At 67.7% G+C, this 18,142-nt stretch carries 21 protein-coding genes; 7 read left to right on the top strand and 14 right to left on the bottom strand.

The genetic code is table 11. From position 1 onward, the window contains the following. Positions 1–153 precede the first annotated feature (153 nt). The 3 genes from ACYQ6W_RS11700 to ACYQ6W_RS11690 are packed head-to-tail and all read left to right on the top strand — an operon-like array spanning position 154 to position 3,057. Positions 154–1,062 carry a chorismate mutase gene (locus ACYQ6W_RS11700; protein ID WP_459675475.1) on the top strand — a complete coding sequence of 303 codons (909 nt, stop codon included), beginning with the start codon at positions 154–156 and terminating at the stop codon, positions 1,060–1,062. Further along, entirely contained in the window at positions 1,059–2,180 is a 1,122-nt protein-coding gene (gene hisC, locus ACYQ6W_RS11695) for a histidinol-phosphate transaminase (RefSeq protein WP_459675474.1), read from the top strand. The genes ACYQ6W_RS11700 and hisC overlap by 4 nt, the downstream gene beginning before the upstream one ends. Next, the gene (locus tag ACYQ6W_RS11690; RefSeq protein WP_459675473.1) at positions 2,173–3,057 is read left to right on the top strand and encodes a prephenate/arogenate dehydrogenase family protein; all 885 of its coding nucleotides are present in this window, start codon (positions 2,173–2,175) and stop codon (positions 3,055–3,057) included. Before hisC ends, ACYQ6W_RS11690 begins: the two co-directional genes overlap by 8 nt. Here ACYQ6W_RS11690 and gcvA read toward each other — a convergent pair. Then, the gene (gene gcvA, locus ACYQ6W_RS11685) at positions 3,044–3,970 is read right to left on the bottom strand and encodes a transcriptional regulator GcvA (RefSeq protein WP_459675472.1); all 927 of its coding nucleotides are present in this window, start codon (positions 3,968–3,970) and stop codon (positions 3,044–3,046) included. The genes ACYQ6W_RS11690 and gcvA overlap by 14 nt on opposite strands. 60 nt (positions 3,971–4,030) lie before the next feature. Between gcvA and ACYQ6W_RS11680 the strand changes: the two genes are divergently transcribed. Then, the gene (locus tag ACYQ6W_RS11680) at positions 4,031–4,249 is read left to right on the top strand and encodes a hypothetical protein (protein ID WP_459675471.1); all 219 of its coding nucleotides are present in this window, start codon (positions 4,031–4,033) and stop codon (positions 4,247–4,249) included. 60 nt (positions 4,250–4,309) lie between these two features. Here the strand turns inward: ACYQ6W_RS11680 and ACYQ6W_RS11675 are convergent, their stop codons facing one another. The 8 genes from ACYQ6W_RS11675 to ACYQ6W_RS11640 all read right to left on the bottom strand — a co-directional run bounded on the left by ACYQ6W_RS11675 (position 4,310) and on the right by ACYQ6W_RS11640 (position 10,285). Next, on the bottom strand, positions 4,310–5,971 hold the full coding sequence (locus ACYQ6W_RS11675; RefSeq protein WP_459675555.1) for a stimulus-sensing domain-containing protein: 1,662 nt from the start codon (positions 5,969–5,971) through the stop codon (positions 4,310–4,312). A gap of 47 nt (positions 5,972–6,018) precedes the next feature. After that, complete coding sequence (locus ACYQ6W_RS11670) at positions 6,019–6,720, bottom strand: response regulator transcription factor (RefSeq protein ID WP_459675470.1); 702 nt, start codon at positions 6,718–6,720, stop codon at positions 6,019–6,021. A gap of 159 nt (positions 6,721–6,879) precedes the next feature. Then, positions 6,880–7,422, bottom strand: a complete 543-nt coding sequence (locus tag ACYQ6W_RS11665; protein WP_459675469.1) for an NUDIX domain-containing protein — start codon at positions 7,420–7,422, stop codon at positions 6,880–6,882. Between the two features lie 6 nt (positions 7,423–7,428). Continuing rightward, a complete protein-coding gene (alkB, locus tag ACYQ6W_RS11660) occupies positions 7,429–8,010 on the bottom strand; it encodes a DNA oxidative demethylase AlkB (protein WP_459675468.1) in 582 nt (193 codons plus the stop codon). 56 nt (positions 8,011–8,066) lie between these two features. Beyond that, positions 8,067–8,807, bottom strand: coding sequence for an acireductone synthase (gene mtnC / locus ACYQ6W_RS11655; protein ID WP_459675467.1), 741 nt, complete (start codon positions 8,805–8,807; stop codon positions 8,067–8,069). Positions 8,808–8,816: 9 nt separating this feature from the next. Continuing rightward, the gene (locus ACYQ6W_RS11650) at positions 8,817–9,356 is read right to left on the bottom strand and encodes a 1,2-dihydroxy-3-keto-5-methylthiopentene dioxygenase (RefSeq protein ID WP_459675466.1); all 540 of its coding nucleotides are present in this window, start codon (positions 9,354–9,356) and stop codon (positions 8,817–8,819) included. Next, on the bottom strand, positions 9,353–10,015 hold the full coding sequence (locus tag ACYQ6W_RS11645) for a methylthioribulose 1-phosphate dehydratase (RefSeq protein WP_459675554.1): 663 nt from the start codon (positions 10,013–10,015) through the stop codon (positions 9,353–9,355). Before ACYQ6W_RS11645 ends, ACYQ6W_RS11650 begins: the two co-directional genes overlap by 4 nt. Before the next feature lie 21 nt (positions 10,016–10,036). Beyond that, entirely contained in the window at positions 10,037–10,285 is a 249-nt protein-coding gene (locus ACYQ6W_RS11640) for a twin-arginine translocase TatA/TatE family subunit (protein WP_459675465.1), read from the bottom strand. 247 nt (positions 10,286–10,532) lie between these two features. Between ACYQ6W_RS11640 and ACYQ6W_RS11635 the strand changes: the two genes are divergently transcribed. From ACYQ6W_RS11635 to ACYQ6W_RS11625, 3 genes are all read left to right on the top strand, one after another. After that, positions 10,533–11,018 (top strand): GcrA family cell cycle regulator, encoded by a 486-nt coding sequence (locus tag ACYQ6W_RS11635; protein ID WP_459675464.1) that lies wholly within the window; start codon positions 10,533–10,535, stop codon positions 11,016–11,018. A gap of 135 nt (positions 11,019–11,153) precedes the next feature. Further along, on the top strand, positions 11,154–12,680 hold the full coding sequence (locus tag ACYQ6W_RS11630) for a class I SAM-dependent methyltransferase (RefSeq protein WP_459675463.1): 1,527 nt from the start codon (positions 11,154–11,156) through the stop codon (positions 12,678–12,680). 10 nt (positions 12,681–12,690) lie between these two features. Then, on the top strand, positions 12,691–13,929 hold the full coding sequence (locus tag ACYQ6W_RS11625) for a rhamnan synthesis F family protein (RefSeq protein WP_459675462.1): 1,239 nt from the start codon (positions 12,691–12,693) through the stop codon (positions 13,927–13,929). A 13-nt stretch (positions 13,930–13,942) separates the two neighbouring features. On the opposite strand, the gene ACYQ6W_RS11620 is transcribed toward ACYQ6W_RS11625, so the two are convergent. From ACYQ6W_RS11620 to uvrC, 5 genes are all read right to left on the bottom strand, one after another. After that, entirely contained in the window at positions 13,943–14,407 is a 465-nt protein-coding gene (locus ACYQ6W_RS11620; RefSeq protein WP_459675461.1) for a molybdenum cofactor biosynthesis protein MoaE, read from the bottom strand. Between the two features lie 4 nt (positions 14,408–14,411). Next, positions 14,412–14,669: a molybdopterin converting factor subunit 1 gene (gene moaD, locus ACYQ6W_RS11615; RefSeq protein ID WP_459675460.1), complete on the bottom strand. Its 258-nt coding sequence runs from the start codon at positions 14,667–14,669 to the stop codon at positions 14,412–14,414. A 43-nt stretch (positions 14,670–14,712) separates the two neighbouring features. After that, positions 14,713–15,345 (bottom strand): hypothetical protein, encoded by a 633-nt coding sequence (locus ACYQ6W_RS11610; RefSeq protein ID WP_459675459.1) that lies wholly within the window; start codon positions 15,343–15,345, stop codon positions 14,713–14,715. A 129-nt stretch (positions 15,346–15,474) separates the two neighbouring features. Then, positions 15,475–16,074, bottom strand: a complete 600-nt coding sequence (gene pgsA, locus ACYQ6W_RS11605; protein ID WP_459675458.1) for a CDP-diacylglycerol--glycerol-3-phosphate 3-phosphatidyltransferase — start codon at positions 16,072–16,074, stop codon at positions 15,475–15,477. 30 nt (positions 16,075–16,104) lie between these two features. Then, a complete protein-coding gene (gene uvrC, locus ACYQ6W_RS11600) occupies positions 16,105–18,030 on the bottom strand; it encodes an excinuclease ABC subunit UvrC (RefSeq protein WP_459675457.1) in 1,926 nt (641 codons plus the stop codon). Positions 18,031–18,142 lie beyond the last annotated feature (112 nt).

Below are 18,142 nucleotides of genomic sequence, written 5' to 3'. Positions count from 1 at the left end.
GCGGTGGCGGGCGCGGCAGACCAGAAGGTTTTCGATCCGTCACGGTGCGCAGAGGGCAGCCATGCGCAAACACCGAACCTGTCGGCCGCCATGTTTGCTTCGGAAGGCGGTTACGGTATCTGTCGGGGCTGCACATTGCCCGGTCAGTCCTCGATGTCGTCTTCTACCGAAGCCGCCCCCGGCGCGGAGTGTTTCTCTGCTGCCTCAGCCGAAACCCTGCCGTCCCTGCGGGAGGAGCTGGACCGGCTCGACGATCGTATCCTCGATCTTCTGGCCGAGCGGGCGCGGGTCGTCGAACGCGTGGCCGCCGCCAAGCGCGGCGCGGGTCCGCTGCGGCCGGGGCGCGAAGCCGCCATCCTGCGACGGTTGCTGGCTCAGCCGCACGCGCCGCTGCCCTCTTCCGCCATCGTCCGCATCTGGCGGGAAATCTTCGCCGCCTCGGTCGCACAGCAACAACCGCTGCAAGTTGCCGTCTGCGACCCGGCGATGGATGGCCGCTTCCAGGCGGCGGCGCGCGAACATCTCGGCGGCCTGACCCCGATGCGCGTCTTCCGCAGCCCGGCTCAGGCCATCGGCGAAGTGCTGGAGGGCCGGGCGAGTGCCGCGGTGCTGCCGCTGCCGGGCGAAGGCGCGGGTGATGGCACCGGTGGTCCGGGCTGGTGGCCCGGCCTGCTGCAACAGAACACCAAGGGCCGCATCCATGTCGTGGCTCGCCTGCCCTTCTGGAGCCTGCGGCCGGAAGGCGTGCCCTCGGTGCAAGCCCTGGTCGTCGCCCATACGCCGGCCGATCCCTCCGGACAGGACGTGTCGCTGCTCGCCGTCGAGATGGAATCCCAGATCAGCCTCGGCAGCCTCTCCAACGCCATGACGGCGGCGGGCCTGCGGCCGCTGTCCATCCTGGTCAACCGTCCGCCAGGCGTGCCGGTGGCGCAGGTCCTGCTCGAAGTCGAGGGTTTCGTCGCCGGGGATGACCCGCGCCTGGCCCAGATCACCGGCCTGCAAACCCCCGCCCTGGTCGTCGGCGCCTATGCGGTCGCCCTTGCCGAGGATACGATGCCATGACCGAGACACGTCGCCCCACCCCGCGCCCGGCCATCATGGCCATCGCGCCCTATGTGGGTGGCTTGTCGACCATTCCTGGCGTCAGCCGCATCATCAAGCTGTCCTCCAACGAAGGCGCTTTCGGGCCGCCCCCTGCGGCGCGAGACGCGATTGCCGCCGGCGCCGAGACGATGGCGCGTTATCCGGACGGCGGCGCCCACGCCTTGCGGGAGGTCATCGGCGCTCATTTCGGTCTCGATCCGGCGCGGATCGTCTGCGGCAACGGATCGGACGAGATCCTGAACCTGCTCATCCAGGCCTATGCCGGGTCGGGCACTGAGATCGTGATGTCACAATACGGCTTCTCGATCTACGAGATCTTCGCGACCCTTGCCGGCAGCACGGTGATCAAGGCACCGGACAGGGCGCTCACCGCCGACGTGGATGCGCTGCTCTCTGCCGTGACGGAGAAGACGACGATCGTCTTCCTCGCCAATCCGAACAATCCGACCGGCTCCTTCCTGCCGATGGCGGAACTCGCGCGGCTGCGCGCGGGCCTGCCCGCGCACGTGCTCCTCGTCATCGACGCGGCCTATGCCGAATATGTCGAACGGCCGGATTACGATGCGGGCCTCAGCCTGGTGGACGCCGGCGAGAACACGGTGATGACGCGCACCTTCAGCAAGATCTGGGGCCTCGGCGGCGCGCGCCTCGGCTGGTGCTACGGGCCGCCCGCCATCATCGACGTGCTGAACCGGGTGCGGCCGCCCTTCAACATCAATAGCAGCGCCGTCGCCGCCGGCATCGCCGCGCTTTCGGAACCGCGCTGGGCCGAAATTTCCCGTGCCCACAATACCGTCGCGCGCGGCCGGGTGGCTCAGGCGCTGACGGAGGCCGGCATCCATGTCTGGCCGTCGGAAGGGAACTTCGTCCTGGCCGATTTCGGCACGGCGGAGGAGGCCCGCGCCGCCGATGCCGCGCTCAAGGCCGAGGGCATCATCGCCCGCGTCGTCGCCTCCTACGGCCTGCCGCATTGCCTGCGCATCACGATCGGCACCGATGAGGAATGCGCCGCGGTCATCCACTGCCTGCGCGCGTTCAAGGCGCGCGCCAATATGCCGGCCGACGCCGGTGCCTGATCCCATCTTTCAGCGTCTCGTCCTGCTCGGCCTCGGCCTGATCGGCAGTTCCGTCGCCCGCGCCGCGCGCGAGACGGGGGCGGCCGCCGAGATCGTCGCCTGCGATGTGAGCGAGGCGGTCTGCGCCCGGGTCACCGAACTCGGCATCGCGGACCGGGTGGAACGCGACGCGGCGCTGGCCGTGGCAGGCGCGGATTGCGTGATGCTCTGCGTGCCGGTTGGGGCGCTTGCCGATGCCGCCGCCGCCATCGCGCCGCATCTCGCCCCCGGCTGCATCCTGACGGACGTCGGCTCGACCAAGCTCTCGGTGGTGCGCGACGTCGGGCCGCTGGTGCCGGCAGGCGTGCATTTCGTCCCCGCCCACCCGCTGGCCGGCACCGAATTCTCTGGCCCCGATGCCGGCTTCGCGACCCTCTTCCAAGGCCGCTACTGCCTCGTCGTGCCGCCGGCCGGGACCGACCCTGCGGCCGTCGCGTGCATCCGCGCGCTGTGGGAGCGGCTGGGCGCCATGGTGGAGGAGATGGAGCCCGCGCATCACGATCGGGCGCTCGCGGTCGTCAGCCACCTGCCCCATCTCATCGCCTTCACCATCTGCGGCACGGCCGACGATCTGGAGGACGAGACGCGCCAGGAAGTGCTGCGCTTCGCCGCCTCCGGCTTTCGCGACTTCACACGCATCGCGGCCTCAGACCCCGTGATGTGGCGGGACATCTTCCTCAACAACCGGGAAGCGCTGCTCGAGATGCTGGCGCGCTTCACCGAGGATGCCCAGGCCATGGCCAAGGCGATCCGCTGGGGCGATGCCGCCTATATCGAGGACCGGGTGATGCGCGGCCGGAAGATCCGCCGCAGCCTGATCGAGATCAAGCAGGCCTGATTTCGGCGGCGGCCAGCATGGCCTGCGCCTCCGCCACTTCCGCCTTCATCCAGTCCTTGAAGGCGCGGGCGGCGGCGCCGAGATCGGCGAGATCGGGTGCGACGATCCAGTAGCCACCGGTGTCGATGCGCAGGGGAAAGGGGGCAATGAGACGCCCGGCCGCCAGATCCTCCGCCACCAGAGCCACGTCCCCCAGGGCGATGCCCTGTCCCCGGATCGCGGTCTGAATGGTCAGCGCATGGTCGTTGAAGACCGGTCCCCGTGCCGGCGGCGGCCCCTCCACGCCGGCGGCCTGAAGCCAGTCCTTCCAGCTCTCGCGCTCGTCGTCGTGCAGCAGGGTGTGCTTGAGCAGGTCCGCCGGCACGCGGATGGGCGGCCCGGCTGCGAGCAGGCTGGGCGCCAGCACCGGCGTCGCCCGGCTCGGCATCAGCGGCTCGGCATCGACGCGCGGCCAGTCGCCGCCTTCCGGGTCATAACGCACGGCGAGATCGACGCGGGAGGCGCGGAATTCGATGACGTGCGGATCCGCCAGCACCTCCACCTCGACGTCTGGTCGCAGGGTACGGAAGCGGCCGAGGCGTGGCACCAGCCAGCAGGCAGCAAAGCCCGGCTCGGCGGAGACGACGATTTCCGAGACCACGGGCGCGGCCGTCGCCTCCTCCATGGCGGCGGCGATGGCATCGAAGCTCTCGGAGAGCTTGGCGAGCAGCCGCGCGCCCGGCTCGGTGAGGCTGACGGCGCGGTGGTGCCGGTTGAAGAGCCGCGTGCCGAGCTGGGTCTCCAATTCGCGAATCTGCCGGCTGATCGCGGCCTGGGTCACGAAAAGCTCGTTGGCGGCTGCGCTGAAGCTCAGCAGCCGTCCCGCGCTCTCGAAGCTGCGGAGCGCGGTCAGGGGAATCCGGCCACGGCGCATCGCATAACCTTATGTTATTCGAAAGCGACGATAAGCTCGTTTGAAGGTTATGGGAAAGAGGTGTCTTCTGCGCCGCAGGAGAACAAAGCCATGTCAACGATCAACAGGATCTTCGTCGATATTTTCACGAGCGTCAGCTTCCAGGGTTCCTTCCCGATGACCGCTCCTCGCAATCCCGAACCCCGCCGCGCGGAAGAAGCGCCGCGCCGCGAGCCCTTGCCGGCGCCGCGCTGCGCCAAAGCGCCGGCCTTGCAGGCGCACCGGCCCGCCTTCGGCTGACTGCGGCCGCGTGGCTGACACTGAAAGCCCGGCGCGATCCTCGCGCCGGGCTTCGTCGTTTCAGGGGGCCTTCGGCAGGGTGATGACGAAGCGGGCACCGAGCACGCGCCCTTCCGCATCGCGGCGGTTCTCGGCGCGAATCTGGCCGTTGAGCGCCTCGATGATTTGCTTGCTGATGGAGAGACCGAGGCCCGAATGCTTGCCAAAGGTCTCGCCCTGCGGCCGCTCGGAGTAGAAGCGCTCGAAGACGCTTTCGAGCTTGCCCTCGGGGATGCCGGGGCCTTCGTCCGACACCGAGACTTCGACCCATCCGTCCGGCAATTCACGCGCGTCGAGTTCGATGAGGCCGCCGGGCGGGCTGAAGGAGCGGGCATTGCCGATCAAGTTGCCCAGCACCTGGACGAGGCGCCCCTCCACGGCAGCGACGGCGAGGCCCGGCTTCACGTCCGGTTTGAGCACCAGCACCGGCGCCCCTGGCTGCCGGGTCGCATCATCGATGTCGGCGAGTGCGCCGAGCATGGCGACGATGTCCAGCTTCTCGGGCGCCGCGCGGGAAATTTCGGCATCGACCCGAGATGCATCCGAGATGTCGGTAATCAGGCGGTCCAGCCGCACCACGTCGTCCGCCATGATGGCGAGAAGGTTGTTGCGGCTTTGATTGGCGTCTTCCACGCGCCGCAGCGTCTCGATGGCGCTACGGATGGAGGTAAGCGGGTTCTTGATCTCGTGCGAGACATCGGCCGCGAAACGTTCGATCGCATCCATGCGACCCCAGAGCGCGGTTGCGGAATCGGCGAGGGCCCGGGCCAGGATGCTAAGCTCGTCCCCGCGGTCGAGCAGGCTTGCCGGAACCGACCCGGTGCGGCCATGGCCCTCCCGCATGTCCTGAGCTGCGATCGCGAGCCGCAGGATGGGGCGGGCGATGGTCTGGGCCAGATACCAGGAGAGCAGCACGGTCAGGATGAGGGCCACGAAGAAGAGACCCAGGATCGAGATCCGCACCGAGAGCACCGCCTGGTCCACCCTCCGGGCGTCATGCGTCAGCAGGATCATGCCGACCGTCTGATTGTCGTGCATCACCGGCTCGGCGACCGTCACCAGCAGCCGCCCGTCAGGCGTGCGGCGGATATAGGGCGGCACTTCCTGGCCGGTATCCTTCCCCCGCAGCGCGAGCACGGCCTTGAGGTCGGGCTGCCAGTCCGCCCCATCCGCCTTGTCGAGCTGCCGGACAGGGATGCCGCCCGCGGTGGGCGCCCAGGCCAGCACGTGATCATAGAACCAGCTCACGAGGCGGCTGACCGGTCCGCCGCTCTCCGGGGCCGGCAGCGGCTCGGTGACGATGGCGCCCCCTGCCCCCTCACGCACCTGGCTGTCGGCGACGATGTTGCCGTCCGGCCCGAAGAGGCGCGCCTGGGCGAAGGGCGTCGGGTCCGTCAGCCGATAGAGCAGCGGCCGCGCGAGATCGGGAGCCAGTGCCGCATGGTCGCCGGAGGCGGTCTGCTGCACCGCGCTTTCGCCGAGCGCACCGGCATAGATCCGCGCCTGCTCACGCAAGGCCGAGACGTCCGCATCCATCAGCCCGTTCTGATACTGGTCGAGATAGAGCAAGCCGATAACCAGCAGGGCCAAGGGCAGCGCGTTGACGAGCAGGATGCGCCGCAGGAAGGGCGAGGCCAGCCGGCGCTTCGGCGCCATGGCCGGCGCCGGCGCGGCCCCGGGCATCTGGCCTGCGGCCGCAGCCTGGCCAGGACTGGCGGCCCCGTCAGGCATCAGGTCTCCTTGTAGCGATAGCCGATGCCATAGAGGGTCTCGATCTGGTCGAAATTCTCATCCTCGACGCGGAACTTCTTACGTACCCGCTTGATGTGGCTGTCGATCGTGCGGTCATCGACATAGATGTTCTCGCCATAGGCGGCGTCGATCAGTTGGTCACGCGACTTCACCATGCCGGGGCGGGCGGCGAGCGCCTTTACCAGAAGGAATTCCGTGACGGTCAGCTGGATGTCGCGCCCCTTCCACAGGCACTGATGCTTGGTCTCGTCCAGCGTCAGGTCGCTGCGCACCATGACGCCGGTGGGGGTCGCGCCCGAGCCCTCTGCCCGGCTCACCTCGTTCCGGCGCAGAAGGGTGCGGATCCGCTCCAGCAGCAGGCGCTGGCTGAAGGGCTTCTTGATGTAATCGTCGGCACCAAGCCGCAGGCCCATCAATTCGTCCACCTCCTCGTCCTTGCTGGTGAGCAGGATCACCGGCAAGGCGCTGCGCTGCCGCAGCCGCTGGAGCAATTCCATGCCATCCATCCGCGGCATTTTGATGTCCAGCACGGCGAGGTCCACGGGCCGGGAGATCAGGCCCTGCAGAGCGCTCTCGCCATCGGTATAGGTACGAACCTGGAAGCCTTCCTGCTCCAGCGTCATGGAAACACTGGCCAGGATGTTACGATCGTCATCCACCAGCGCGATGGTGTGCTTCATGGGAACAGCTTTCGCCTCAGCATTGCCCCGCGGGCGCGGGGTCGGGAATCGTGAAGCTTTAGCGGCTGGCGCTGGAATGCACCATTCCGCGGGATTGATTATCGGAGAGGATAACTGGCGCGCGAAGCGGTTTTGTCGAGCGTCGCCGGGCAAAACCGCTCAAAACAGACCATGCAGCCGCGCCTGGGCGAAGGCCGCGATGGTGATGGCATCGCGAATCACGCCGTCGCGGATCATCGTCTCGACCTCGGCGAGGGGGAAACTGCCGCGGCGCATGTCCTGCTCCTCCGGCTCCCGCTCCGCCGCGCCTTCGGTGAGATCCGTCGCGAAGAAGACCCGGCCCTTCTGGTTGGAGTAGCCGGCTGCCTGGAACAGCTCGCCGATCTGCTCCAGCCGGCCGGCGATGAGGCCGGTCTCCTCCCGCAGCTCGCCGGCGGCGAGCGCCCGCGGATCGACATCCGCCTGCCACTCCCAGGTGCCCATGGGGAATTCCCAGGCCCGTTCACCCACCGGATAGCGGAACTGCTCGACGAGGAAGACGCGCCCATCCTGGTAGGGGCAGATCACCGCGAAGTCCGCGCGTTCCAGAACCGAGTAGATGCCTTCCGACCCGTCGAGCCGGCGTACCCGGTCTTCGCGCAGGCGCAGCCAGCGGTTCTCGTAGACCAGCCGCGTCGCGATCTGGGTGATGGCATCGGTCATCAGGCTCTACCTCGCGCGGCGAAAGGTCAGGTTATAGCGGAAGGGGCCGAAGAGCGGATGCGCGCCTGCCTTGACCGGGCGGATGCCGTGATAGAGCAGCCGGGCCGGCCCCCCGAAGACCAGCACGTCTCCGCTTTCGAGCGGCAGCGCCGTGGTCGGCTCGCTTCGCTCCTTCCCGCCGATGAGGAAGACGGCCGGCAGTCCGAGCGAGACGGAGACGATGGGGGACGCGAAATCCTGCTCGTCCTGATCGCGATGCAGGCCCATGCCGGCGCCCACGGCATAGCGGTTGATCAGGCAGGTGTCAGGCACGAAACCGGGAAAGCCCGCCTCCGCCGCGGCCGCCTCCGCCAGACTGCGGAAGACCTCCGGCATGGCGGGCCAAGGCCTGCCACTGTCCGGATCGGCGCTTTCGTAGCGGTAGCCGCGCGTATCAGTGACCCAGCCGCAAAGGCCGGCGCTCGTCATGGCGGCGGCCATGCGGCCGCCGCGCCTGGTGCGCATGAAACGGAAGGGCGCCTGCTCCGCGATTTCGTCGATCGCCGGCTTCAGCTCGTCCGCGTGCGCACGGCCAGGCAAAAGAACCATCCCTTCCGGCAGAGCAGGGAGGAGACGTGGCAGATCCGGGCCGGAAAAGAGCCCGGTCAGGCGGGCTGCGGCAGGGTGAAGTGGCGCGCGACCTCGTGCAGGTCGGTGGCCCAGGGATGGCGGGTCGTCGGCAGAGTGCCGTCGGCCTCCCGCACCACTTGGCAGGTGCGGAACCCGGCGGCGGCGGCGGCATCCAACTCGGCCTCGACATCCGAGAGGAAGAGGATCAGCCCCGCGGGCAGGCCGATCTTGGCCCGAATGGCCCGGTAGCTCTCGGCCTCCCGCTTCGGTCCGACGCGCGTATCGTAGAAGCCACCGAAAAGCGGCGTCAGGTCGCCGTCCTGGCTGTGCCCGAAGATGCCGCGCTGCGCTTCCTCGGACCCGGAGGAGTAGATGTAGAGCGGCAGGCCCTCCTGCTTCCAGAAGCGGAGCATCGCCGGTACTTCCGGATAGAATTGCGCCACCAGATCGCCGGCGGCATAGCCTTTCTTCCAGATGAGCCCCTGCAAGGTCTTGAGCGGCGTCACCTTCTGGTCAAGGTCGCTCCAGCGGGCGAGGGCGGCCACGGGATCGGTTTCAGGTTCCAGCGCGCGGGCTTGAGCAAGAATCTCGACCACCGCGGGGTCCTCGGCATGAGCCGCGAGATAATCGGCGAGCCGGGTCCGGGCGTAAGGAAAGAGGGTGTCCCTCACGAGGGCGATGGGGGTGACGGTGCCTTCGATGTCGAGCAGCACCGCTTCCACCGGATGCGTCACGGTCAGGCCCGTTTCCTCGGGCTGGCGGTCCGTCAGATCCATGATCGCGTCTCAGGCCGCCGGGAAACGCGCACTGATGTCGTCACCGGTGAAATGCGGCACCCAGCCGGAGGTATCGGTGAACACGCGGAGCGCCGTGAAGAAGGGCCGCTCACCGGCATCGAACCAATGCTTCACATTGGCCGGCACGCTGATGAGGTCGCCCGCCGTGCAATGAGCATCGTAGATGCGTTCGTTGAGGTGCAGGATGAAATTGCCCGAGCCATGGACGAAGAAGCGTACTTCGTCTTCCGTGTGGCGGTGCTCCTGCAGGAACTTCTCGCGCAAGGGCCCTGCCTGCGGATGATCGGGCGTGAGCTTGATGACGTCGGCCGAGCCCGCGCCTGAGTCTCCCATCAGGGCATCGAGATACGGTCGATAGGCGGCCAGGATCGTCTCCGCGTCATCCTCGGGCGAGAGGGCGACGGGGCTGTCCCAGCGCTCGAACCGCACGCCGATCGCGTTCAGTTCGCGGGTGATGACGGCGGCATCCTCGGTCTTCAGCAGCGGCTGATCGGGAGCATCGTCACGATAGATGGTCAGGCGGCTCATGCGAGCTTCCTCCGTTCGATTTCGGTTGCCAGCAAGAACTCCAGCGCCTCCAGCCGGTAGAGGGCGGTATTCACGTCGGCACCCCAGACGTAGACCCCGTGGCCGCGCAGAACGTAGCCGATGGGCGCTTGTCCCGCTTCCAGCAGCGGCGCCAGGTGCCGCGCGAGGCGCGGCATGTCCTGGTCGTTATCGATGACCGGCAGCGCCACCGACACCTCATGGGTGGTGATGCTGTTCCAGGCCTTGAGAACCTCATAGCCTTCTAGGCGGATGGCATCATCCTTGGGGTAGGCCAGGGTCAGCGCGGTCGCCGCCACGGAATGCCCGTGCAACACCGAGCCGACCTCAGGCCAGAGCGCATAGAGCTGGCAATGCAACAGGGTTTCGGCGCTCGGCTTCAGCCCGGGGCTGAGGCTCTGCCCCGCGAAATCGACGGCCATGATGTCAGCCACCGAGAGAAACCCCTTGTGGACGCCGCTGCGCGTGATGGCGAGCCGATCCCCCGGCAGCCGGGCGCTCAGATTGCCGGCCGTCGCTGGCACCCAGCCCCGCGAGTCCATACGGCGGCCAACGGCGACCAGCGCCTCAGCCACCGTCGGAGGAACGATATCCGCCGTAGCTCTTTCACCGGGGAGCCCGCCCGCCAGACCATCCGCCATCATCGCGGCAACAACGCGATCTCAGTTCCGGACCGTCTCGGCCGGACGGCTGGCCGTGGTGGCGCTGGCCTCACCCGGCGCAGAGAGGCGCTCGGCGGGCTTGTCCTTGTCGTTCGCCATGGACGCATCCTCGTCCTCGGCCATGTTCTTCTTGAAGGACTTAATGCCCTTCGCGAAATCCCCCATCAGGTGGCTCACCTTGCCGCTGCCGAAGAGCAGCAGCAGGACGAGAATGACGATTAGCCAATGCCAGATGCTGAGCGAGCCCATTTTGCCTCCCGGGGAAAAGCCCCAAGCTTCGTGTCACGGAGGCGCCTGCGCGACAAGCCACCTTCGTCTCTCTCGTATCATAGTCCGCCGCGCAGCCTTTCACCAGTTGCACGGAACCGTGAAGTCGAAGTCAGCCTCCGGCCGTGACTTGTCCACAGCTTTCTCGCGCCGCGGCAGACTCAACCATTGGCCTGCGCTCGGCGGCAGGATACATTATCTAGTAGGAAGCCAGCGGAGAGACCACGAGATGGAGTGGAACGAGACAATCATCGCGGAGCTCAGACGTCTCTGGGCCGAGGGGCTCTCGACCGCCGAGATCGGCCGGCGGCTGGGTATCTCGAAGAATGCGGTCGTCGGCAAGGCCCATCGTCTCGATCTGGCACCGCGCCCCTCGCCGATCCGGCGCAGCGAGCGCCCTGCCGGGAGCCCGGCGCCGGCACCGCGGGCCGTCGGGCCGACGCTGACCCCACTGCCGTCGTCGCCCGCGCCCGTCCAGGCCAGCGCGCCTTCGGCCAGCCCCGTGCCGCGCGTTGCTGCCCCGCCCCGGCGTCTCGCCGCGGTCGCGCCGGCGCCCGTGCAGCGCGTCTCCGCCTGTTGCTGGCCCATGGGCGAACCCGGCAAGCCGGGCTTCCACTTCTGTGACGGCGCGGCCGTGCCCGGAAAACCCTACTGCGCCGAACATGCCCAGCTTGCCTATGTGAAGATCCGCGACCGTCGCGAAGACGCCGCCTAAGATCTGTTCGAGTGCCCGGCGAGGGGCCGGGCACTCCATCCTCAGGGCTCCGCGCCGCGCATTCCCCGCTCGGCACGCCTCCGGGACATCGCCGCGGCGATCCGGCCCCCATCACGCGAGGGACGCCGCATCGTGGTGACCAATCCACCCAACACCGATTTTCTCTGGGCGCATGAGCAGCCTGGCGCCGCGCCGATCGTCATGGACTGCCCCAACTGCGGGGCGCCTGGCGCAAAACCGCTGATCTGCCTCTCTCCTCCCGGCATCACGCCGGTCTGGCACTTCCTCTCCTGCCCCGCCTGCGGCGCCGGCTTCTATGCCGACCAGACCATCGCCGATTATGGGGAGGAAGGGATGTCCGCCGCCTCCACCACCTATTTCCTGCAGCAGGGCGCAGCCCTCGGCATCTTTGCCGATATCCTCGCCCATATCCGAAAGGGCCCTGGCGCCCGTTATGTCGAGGTCGGCTGCGGCTTCGGCTTCGGGCTGGACGCCGCGACGCATGCCATGGGCTGGACCGCGCGAGGCATGGACCCTGCCGCCCTGTCCGAGGTGGGCCGGCAGATGCTCGGCCTCGACATCACCCCCGCCTATTTCGACCCGACGACCGTCGCCGACGGCAGCTGTGACGTGGTGATGGCGACGGAGGTCTTGGAACACCTACCGGATCCGCTGGGCTTCCTGCGCGACATTCGGCGCGGCCTCGCGGCCGACGGCATCGCTGTGCTCACCACCCCCGATCTCGCGGCAGTGCGCCCCGCGATCGCCAAACCGGTGCTGCAGGCGACGCTGACGGTCGGCCTGCATCTCATCCTGCAAAGCAAGGACAGCCTCACCGCCCTGCTGCGCCGTGCGGGCTTCGCCCATGTCCGCGTGACGAGCGACGGCTGGAAGCTAACGGCCTTCGCGAGCGACCAGCCGCTCGACCTCGAAGAGGATGCGGCCCGGCGCCAGGCGCGCGTCATCGGCTATCTGACGGAGCGTGCTCTGTCCCGGCCGGAGCCGGACGATCTCTTCATCGGCTTCGCCGGACGTGCGTTCTTCGAGGCCGTCTGTGCCCAGGATTGGCCGGCAGCGGCCCGCATCTGGGAGCGGCTCGGTCCAAGCTTGCAATCGCGCTATGGTATCGATATCGATACGATCTCAACCGCACTCCTACCGCGGCAGCCTGCGGGTTTGGAGGATGTCGCTCGCCGCCTGCCCTTCAACCTTGCCGTCATCATGCTGGCGCGTGCCTACCAGCGGCTTGCCCAGGGAGAAGCGCGTGCCGGGTTCTCGCCACGTTTCGCGGCTATCGGCACCGTGTGCGGTCCGCTTTGGACCTGGCTTGAGACGATGCAGATCAGCGATATGCAGACCAGACAGATTCTTTGGGTGGCACAGGCCGAACAGACGCTGTGTCTTGCGGCCGGAGGGCGCCACGCGGCCCTCGGGGCCGTTGCCGCCCTCGCGGAATCGCCCACCGGGGTGGGCCGCGCCGATATCGTCGCGCGGGCTTGTGAGTTCCTCATTCATGCGGAACGGCCATACTGTGCCGCCAGACTTGCGCGAAACGAGGGGGCGTCCCACGTAACGGCTTCTTATAACATTACGCAGGTGGGCATGGTGCAAGCATTTGCCCGGGAAGGTTTCTATCGATTGAGGCAGCGTTTACGTGGTTAGCCAGAAGAGGATGTCGACGGTCCAGAGCCGCCCGGTGCTCGGGGAGCCGATCACCTGGCGCCTTCTGATGCGCCGGTTTCGAGACGCCGATAATCGCCCCCTTGCCGCTTGGAACCTCACGCGCCATGCCGGCCGCGCCCTCTGGGCACGGCTTCACCCGCTGATCCACCCGATCCGGCGGGTTGCCCACGAAATCGGCGTCCAGAGCCGCATCGCTGTCGCCTATCCCTTCGGCTTCCTCCATTCGCCGCACCAAGTGGTCGAGCGCTATGACCAGCCGGGCGAGCTGGGGCCGGAGGTCGCGCTCTTCGTCCATTTCGACGGCGAGGGCAGGGTGCTGCCGACGACGCGGGACTTCATCCGCGGCCTGGAAGCGGCTGGGCTTTCTGTCGTCTTCGTGACCAATTCCGGGACGATCCAGGACGAGGCGAAGCTTTTCCTGCGGGCGCACTGCGCCTCCGTCCTCATCCGCCGCAACATCGGCTACGATTTCGGCGCCTGGCGCGATGCGCTGGACACGCTGGGCCTGCCGCGTTCCGAGACACGCGCGATCTACCTCGTAAACGACAGTGTCTACGGCCCGTTCGGCGATCTGCGCCCGCTGCTTGACGCGATCGACTTCCGCCGGGCCGGCCTGTGGGGCATCACCGAGAGCTGGCAGCACCACTATCACCTGCAATCCTTCTTCCTCGCCTGCGGGGAGAGCGCGATCCGCAGCGAGGCCTGGGCCCGCTTCTGGCGCTCGGTTCGCCCGATTCCCTGTAAGGACTGGGTCATCCGCCACTGTGAAATCGGCTTCACTCGTGCCCTGGCGCGTGGTGGGGTGAGCAGCGCCGCGCTTTACCCGAATAACGCCCTGCTCGACGCCGATGAGATGGAACGTCTGGAGCGCCTGGTGGCGGCGGATGACGAGACGGACGGGCGGGATCCCCGGCTGCATGCCGAAGCCGAGCATGCCGATCGCATTCTTCGCTGTGCTCAGCGCCAGCCCATTCCGCTCAATCCGTCGATCGACCTCTGGCGCCAATTGATCCGCGCCGGCTATCCCTTCGTCAAACGTGAGCTGCTGCTGCGCAACCCGACCAAGGTGACGGACGTCTTCGCTTGGGAAGAGGTGGTGAGCGATAGCCTTCAGGTGGATCCAGAGCCGCTGGCGCGGGAAATCCGTCGCTCTCTCGGCCCACGCCTGCCCGAGGTTTGGAACCCGCCGAGCCCCTTGCCCGCGCGCCGTCACCAGGACGCCGCCTGAGCGCTGCGCCGGATTAAAGCGGCGGCTCGCGCCACCGGGCGGCAGCAGCATCGTCCGCCGCCCGCGCTTCGACCCAGCGGTCAGGGCCCTCCTCCGGATGCTCTTTCTTCCAGAATGGCGCATCGACCTTGAGCCAGTCGATGAGGAAGGCCGTGGAGTCGAGCGCGGCCTGCCGGTGGCGTGAAGCCGTCGCGACAAGGACGATTCGGCCGCCAACCGGAATGCGTCCCGTGCGGTGGATGATGCGGCAGCCGAGCAGCGGCCAGCGCTGTGCGGCCTCCCCCGCCATGGCGGCGATGGCTCGCTCCGTCATGCCGGGATAATGCTCCAGCGTCATCGCGGCGATCGCCGGCTCCACGCCGCGGCGAACGACACCGAGAAAGGAGGCAATGGCCCCCGCCTCTCCCGCCTCATCCTGAAGCGCGGCAAGTTCCTGCCCGAGGTCGAAATCCTCCGGCCCGACACGAATCACGGCCACGTGATCAGCCCCCGGTGATCGGCGGGAAGACGGCGATCTCGTCCCCTGCCTTGATGGGCGTGCTGTCCACGGCGAAATCCTGGTTCACCGCGCAGCGGATGCGGGCCGTCTCGGCGAGAGCTTCGGCATAACCGCCGCCACGGGCACGGAGATGCGCGATCAGCGCACCGACCGTCGCAACCCCTGCGGGCAGTTCGAGCGTTTCGGCAGCGCGCCCGATGCGCTCGCGGACCCATGCAAAGTAGAGCAGATCGACCGTCACTGCCGCCTCCCTCTCCTCGATCTGGGCAGAGGCGGCCCGCGCCTCAACGGGGGGTCGTCACCGTATTGATGGTGCCGTTCGGCATGACGAGGGTGCTGGTGCCGTTGCCGTTGGGGATCAGGATGGCCCCGGTCTGCCCGTTGATCGGCCCAAGGGTCTGATAATTCGCCGTGCCGCCGGTGATGGTGGCGGGGCCCATGGGCGTCGTGATGGTCGTGCCGACCTTCGGCATGGTGAGGCTCGGCGGAGCGCCCGCGCTCAATGCTGGCGTCGCCGGATTGGCGGCGGGCGGCGGCGCAGGATTGGTGCCATGGACGGTCGGGTTGTTGGGCATCGGGCTGGTGCCCTGCATGCCCGGCAGGGCGTTGAGGTTCGGAAGCTGGCCAGGGCCGGAGGGCACCGGGCCGAGCTGCGGCACACCGCTGCCGTTGAGGTCCATCTGCTTCTGGATTTCGGCGAGGGTCGGCATGGCGGGAATCGCCGTCGGCCAGACCTGGCCTTGCTCAGGCGTAATGACAGGCGCGACGCCGGGCTTGCCGTAGGCCCGCTGCATGCTGAGGCTGTCCCCCTTCGGCGCGTTCGGGGTCTTCTGGAAGGTGTGCGTATCGCTCACGAAATGGCCGAAGCCGGTGCAGCCGGAAAGGAGAAGAAGCCCGGTCAGCGCAATCCGCCGCATGGAGGTCACATCCTTAGATCTTGCCCGAGGAAAGGGCCGGTCGCGGGCCGGGCTGCCCCGTCACGCTCGTGTGCCGCCTTGATGCCACGGCTCGGGGCCAGGCAGCAAGGAAGGCTGGTCTTTGTGGGTTCAACCGCGCGCCTTGGCGTCCCGCCCGGCGCCGACCTCGGTGTGGCGCAGCCCGGCGCGGAGATAATCCCAGCCGGTGATGACGGTCAGCAAGGCGGATAGCCACAGCAGTGCGATGCCGATCAGCCAGACGGGCAGCCAGCCGATGCGCAGGAGATGGGCGGTGCCGTTCCCGGCGATGAGGAAGCCGAGGGAGGCCATCTGCGCCGTGGTCTTCCATTTGGCCAAGCGGGTCACGGGGAGGCCGACGCGAATCTCCGCGAGAAATTCACGCAGACCGCTCACCAGGATTTCCCGGCACATGATGACGATGGCGGGATAGAGCCCCCAAGGTCCCAGCCGGCCGTCCCCCGCCAGCATGATGAGGATGGCGCCCACCAGCAGCTTGTCCGCAATCGGATCGAGCATGCGGCCGAGATCGGAGAATTGCTGGCGCGAACGGGCGAGCTTGCCGTCCAGATAGTCGGTGATACCAGCAGAGATGAAAACGATACAGGCCGCGAGGTCGCAGCCGGGCGTGCCGATCGAGGCGAGCACGATCAGGACGGGGATCGCGGCCACCCGCGAGAGGGTCAGCAGATTGGGCAGATCGGTCAGCATGCGGCCCTCAGCATAAGCGCAGGGCGTCCGTCAGGGAACGCCTTCCATGCGGACGCCTGGATGAAAATGCGCATAGACCCGGCGTGCTGTCTCCCGATTTATTCCGGGGACAGCAGCGAGATCGTTGAGACCCGCCTGCTTCACGCCGCGCGCCGAGCCGAAATGATGCAGGAGCGCGCGCTTGCGGGCCGCGCCGATCCCCGCGATTTCGTCCAGCTCACTTTGCGAAATCGCGCGCGAGCGGCCGGAACGGTGGGTGGTGATCGCGAAACGATGCGCCTCGTCACGTAGGCGCTGCAGGAAGTAGAGCACCGGGTCGCGCGGCGGCAGTTGAAAGGGCTCGCGCCCAGCCATGTGAAACCACTCCCGCCCGGCATTGCGGTCCGGCCCCTTGGCGATGGCGACGAGCGGAATGTCCCCCACCCCCATCTCCTCCATCACTGATTGGGCGGCTGAGAGCTGGCCGACACCACCGTCGATCAGCACCAGACCCGGCCAGTGCGGATCGTCCCGGTCGGCATGTTCCTTCAGCGCCCGACCGAAGCGGCGCTGCAGCACTTCGCGCATCATCGCGAAATCGTCTCCTGGCGCCACCGGGCCCTTGATCGCGAATTTGCGGTAGGCCTGCTTCATCAGTCCTTCCGGCCCGGCCACCACCATCACGCCATAGGCGTTGGTGCCCATGATGTGGCTGTTGTCGTAGGTCTCGATCCGCTCGAGCGGCTGCGGCAGGCCGAACAGCTCGGCCGTCGCGTCCAGCAGCTTCCCCTGGCCCGCCGTCTCGGCGAGCTTGCGCTCCAGGCTTTCGCGCGCATTCAGCTCGGCATGCGCGACCACCGCCCGCTTCTCGCCGCGCTGCGGCACGGTGATGGTGACGGCGCGCCCCGCTTTCAGCGCCAGCGCCTCCGCGATCAGCCCCTCCTCCGCCAGCGGATGGTTGAGCAGCAGGAGAGGCGGCGGCGGCTTGTCCTCGTAGAACTGGGCGATGAAGGCGGCGAGGACCTCGGCCACCTCCTCGTTCTTGGTGTGGGAGGGATAGAAGGCGCGGTTGCCGTTGTTGTGCCCTCCGCGCACGAAGAACACCTGCACGCAGGTTTGGCCGGCGATCTGCCAGGCGGCGATGACGTCGGCGTCATTCAGGCTCGCCGGGTTGATCACCCCCGTTCCCTGCACGTGGGAGAGGCCGCGGATGCGATCACGCAGCGTGGCCGCGCGCTCGAACTCCATGGCGGCGGCGGCCTGCTCCATTTCGGCCGCGAGCTGCTGCTGGATGGTCGCGGTCTTGCCACTGAGGAAGGCCTTGGCCTGGGCGACCAGAGCCCCATACTCCTCCTGCCCGATATGGCCGACGCAGGGTGCCGAGCAGCGCTTGATCTGAAACAGCAGGCACGGCCGGCTGCGATTGGCGAAGACGCTGTCGGAGCAGGAGCGCAGCAGGAACAGGCGCTCGAGCGCCGTGAGACTCTGGTTGACGGACCAAGCAGAGGCGAAGGGGCCCCAATAGGTGCCCTTTCGCGTCTGCGCGCCGCGATGCTTCACCACCTGGGGGAAGTCGTGATCCTCCGCCAGCATGATCCACGGGTAGCTCTTGTCGTCGCGCAGAACGATGTTGAAGCGCGGCTTCAGCCGCTTGATGAGGTTCGCTTCCAAAAGAAGCGCCTCCGCCTCGGTATGGGTGGTCACGATCTCCATGGAGATCGTCTCGGCCACCATGCGCCGCAGCCGCTCCGGCAGGCGGGCGATCTGGGTGTAGCTCGTCACCCGCTTCTTCAGGCTGCGCGCCTTGCCGACGTAGAGCGCATCCCCCTTGCCGTCGAGCATGCGATAGACGCCGGGGGCGAGCGGCATGGTCTCCAGCGCCCGCTCGATCACGGCCACACCGTGGGCGATCGAGATCGGGCGGCCTTCGGCCGGGGCCTGCGGCTCCGCGTGTGAAATGTCTGCGTCGTCTGTCATGGGATATCTTCCGACCGACGCTTTCTCCACACCCCCCAGCAGCCTGTGGATATCCTTGTGGAGAGAAACGTCGATCCTAGGCTTGATCTAGGGTCGGCCAGCAGGCCAGGCT

It is taken from the genome of Acidisoma sp. 7E03, assembly GCF_054665075.1.
The sequence above is the reverse complement of the archived record's forward strand: the minus strand, read 5'-3'. Positions and strand labels throughout refer to the sequence as shown.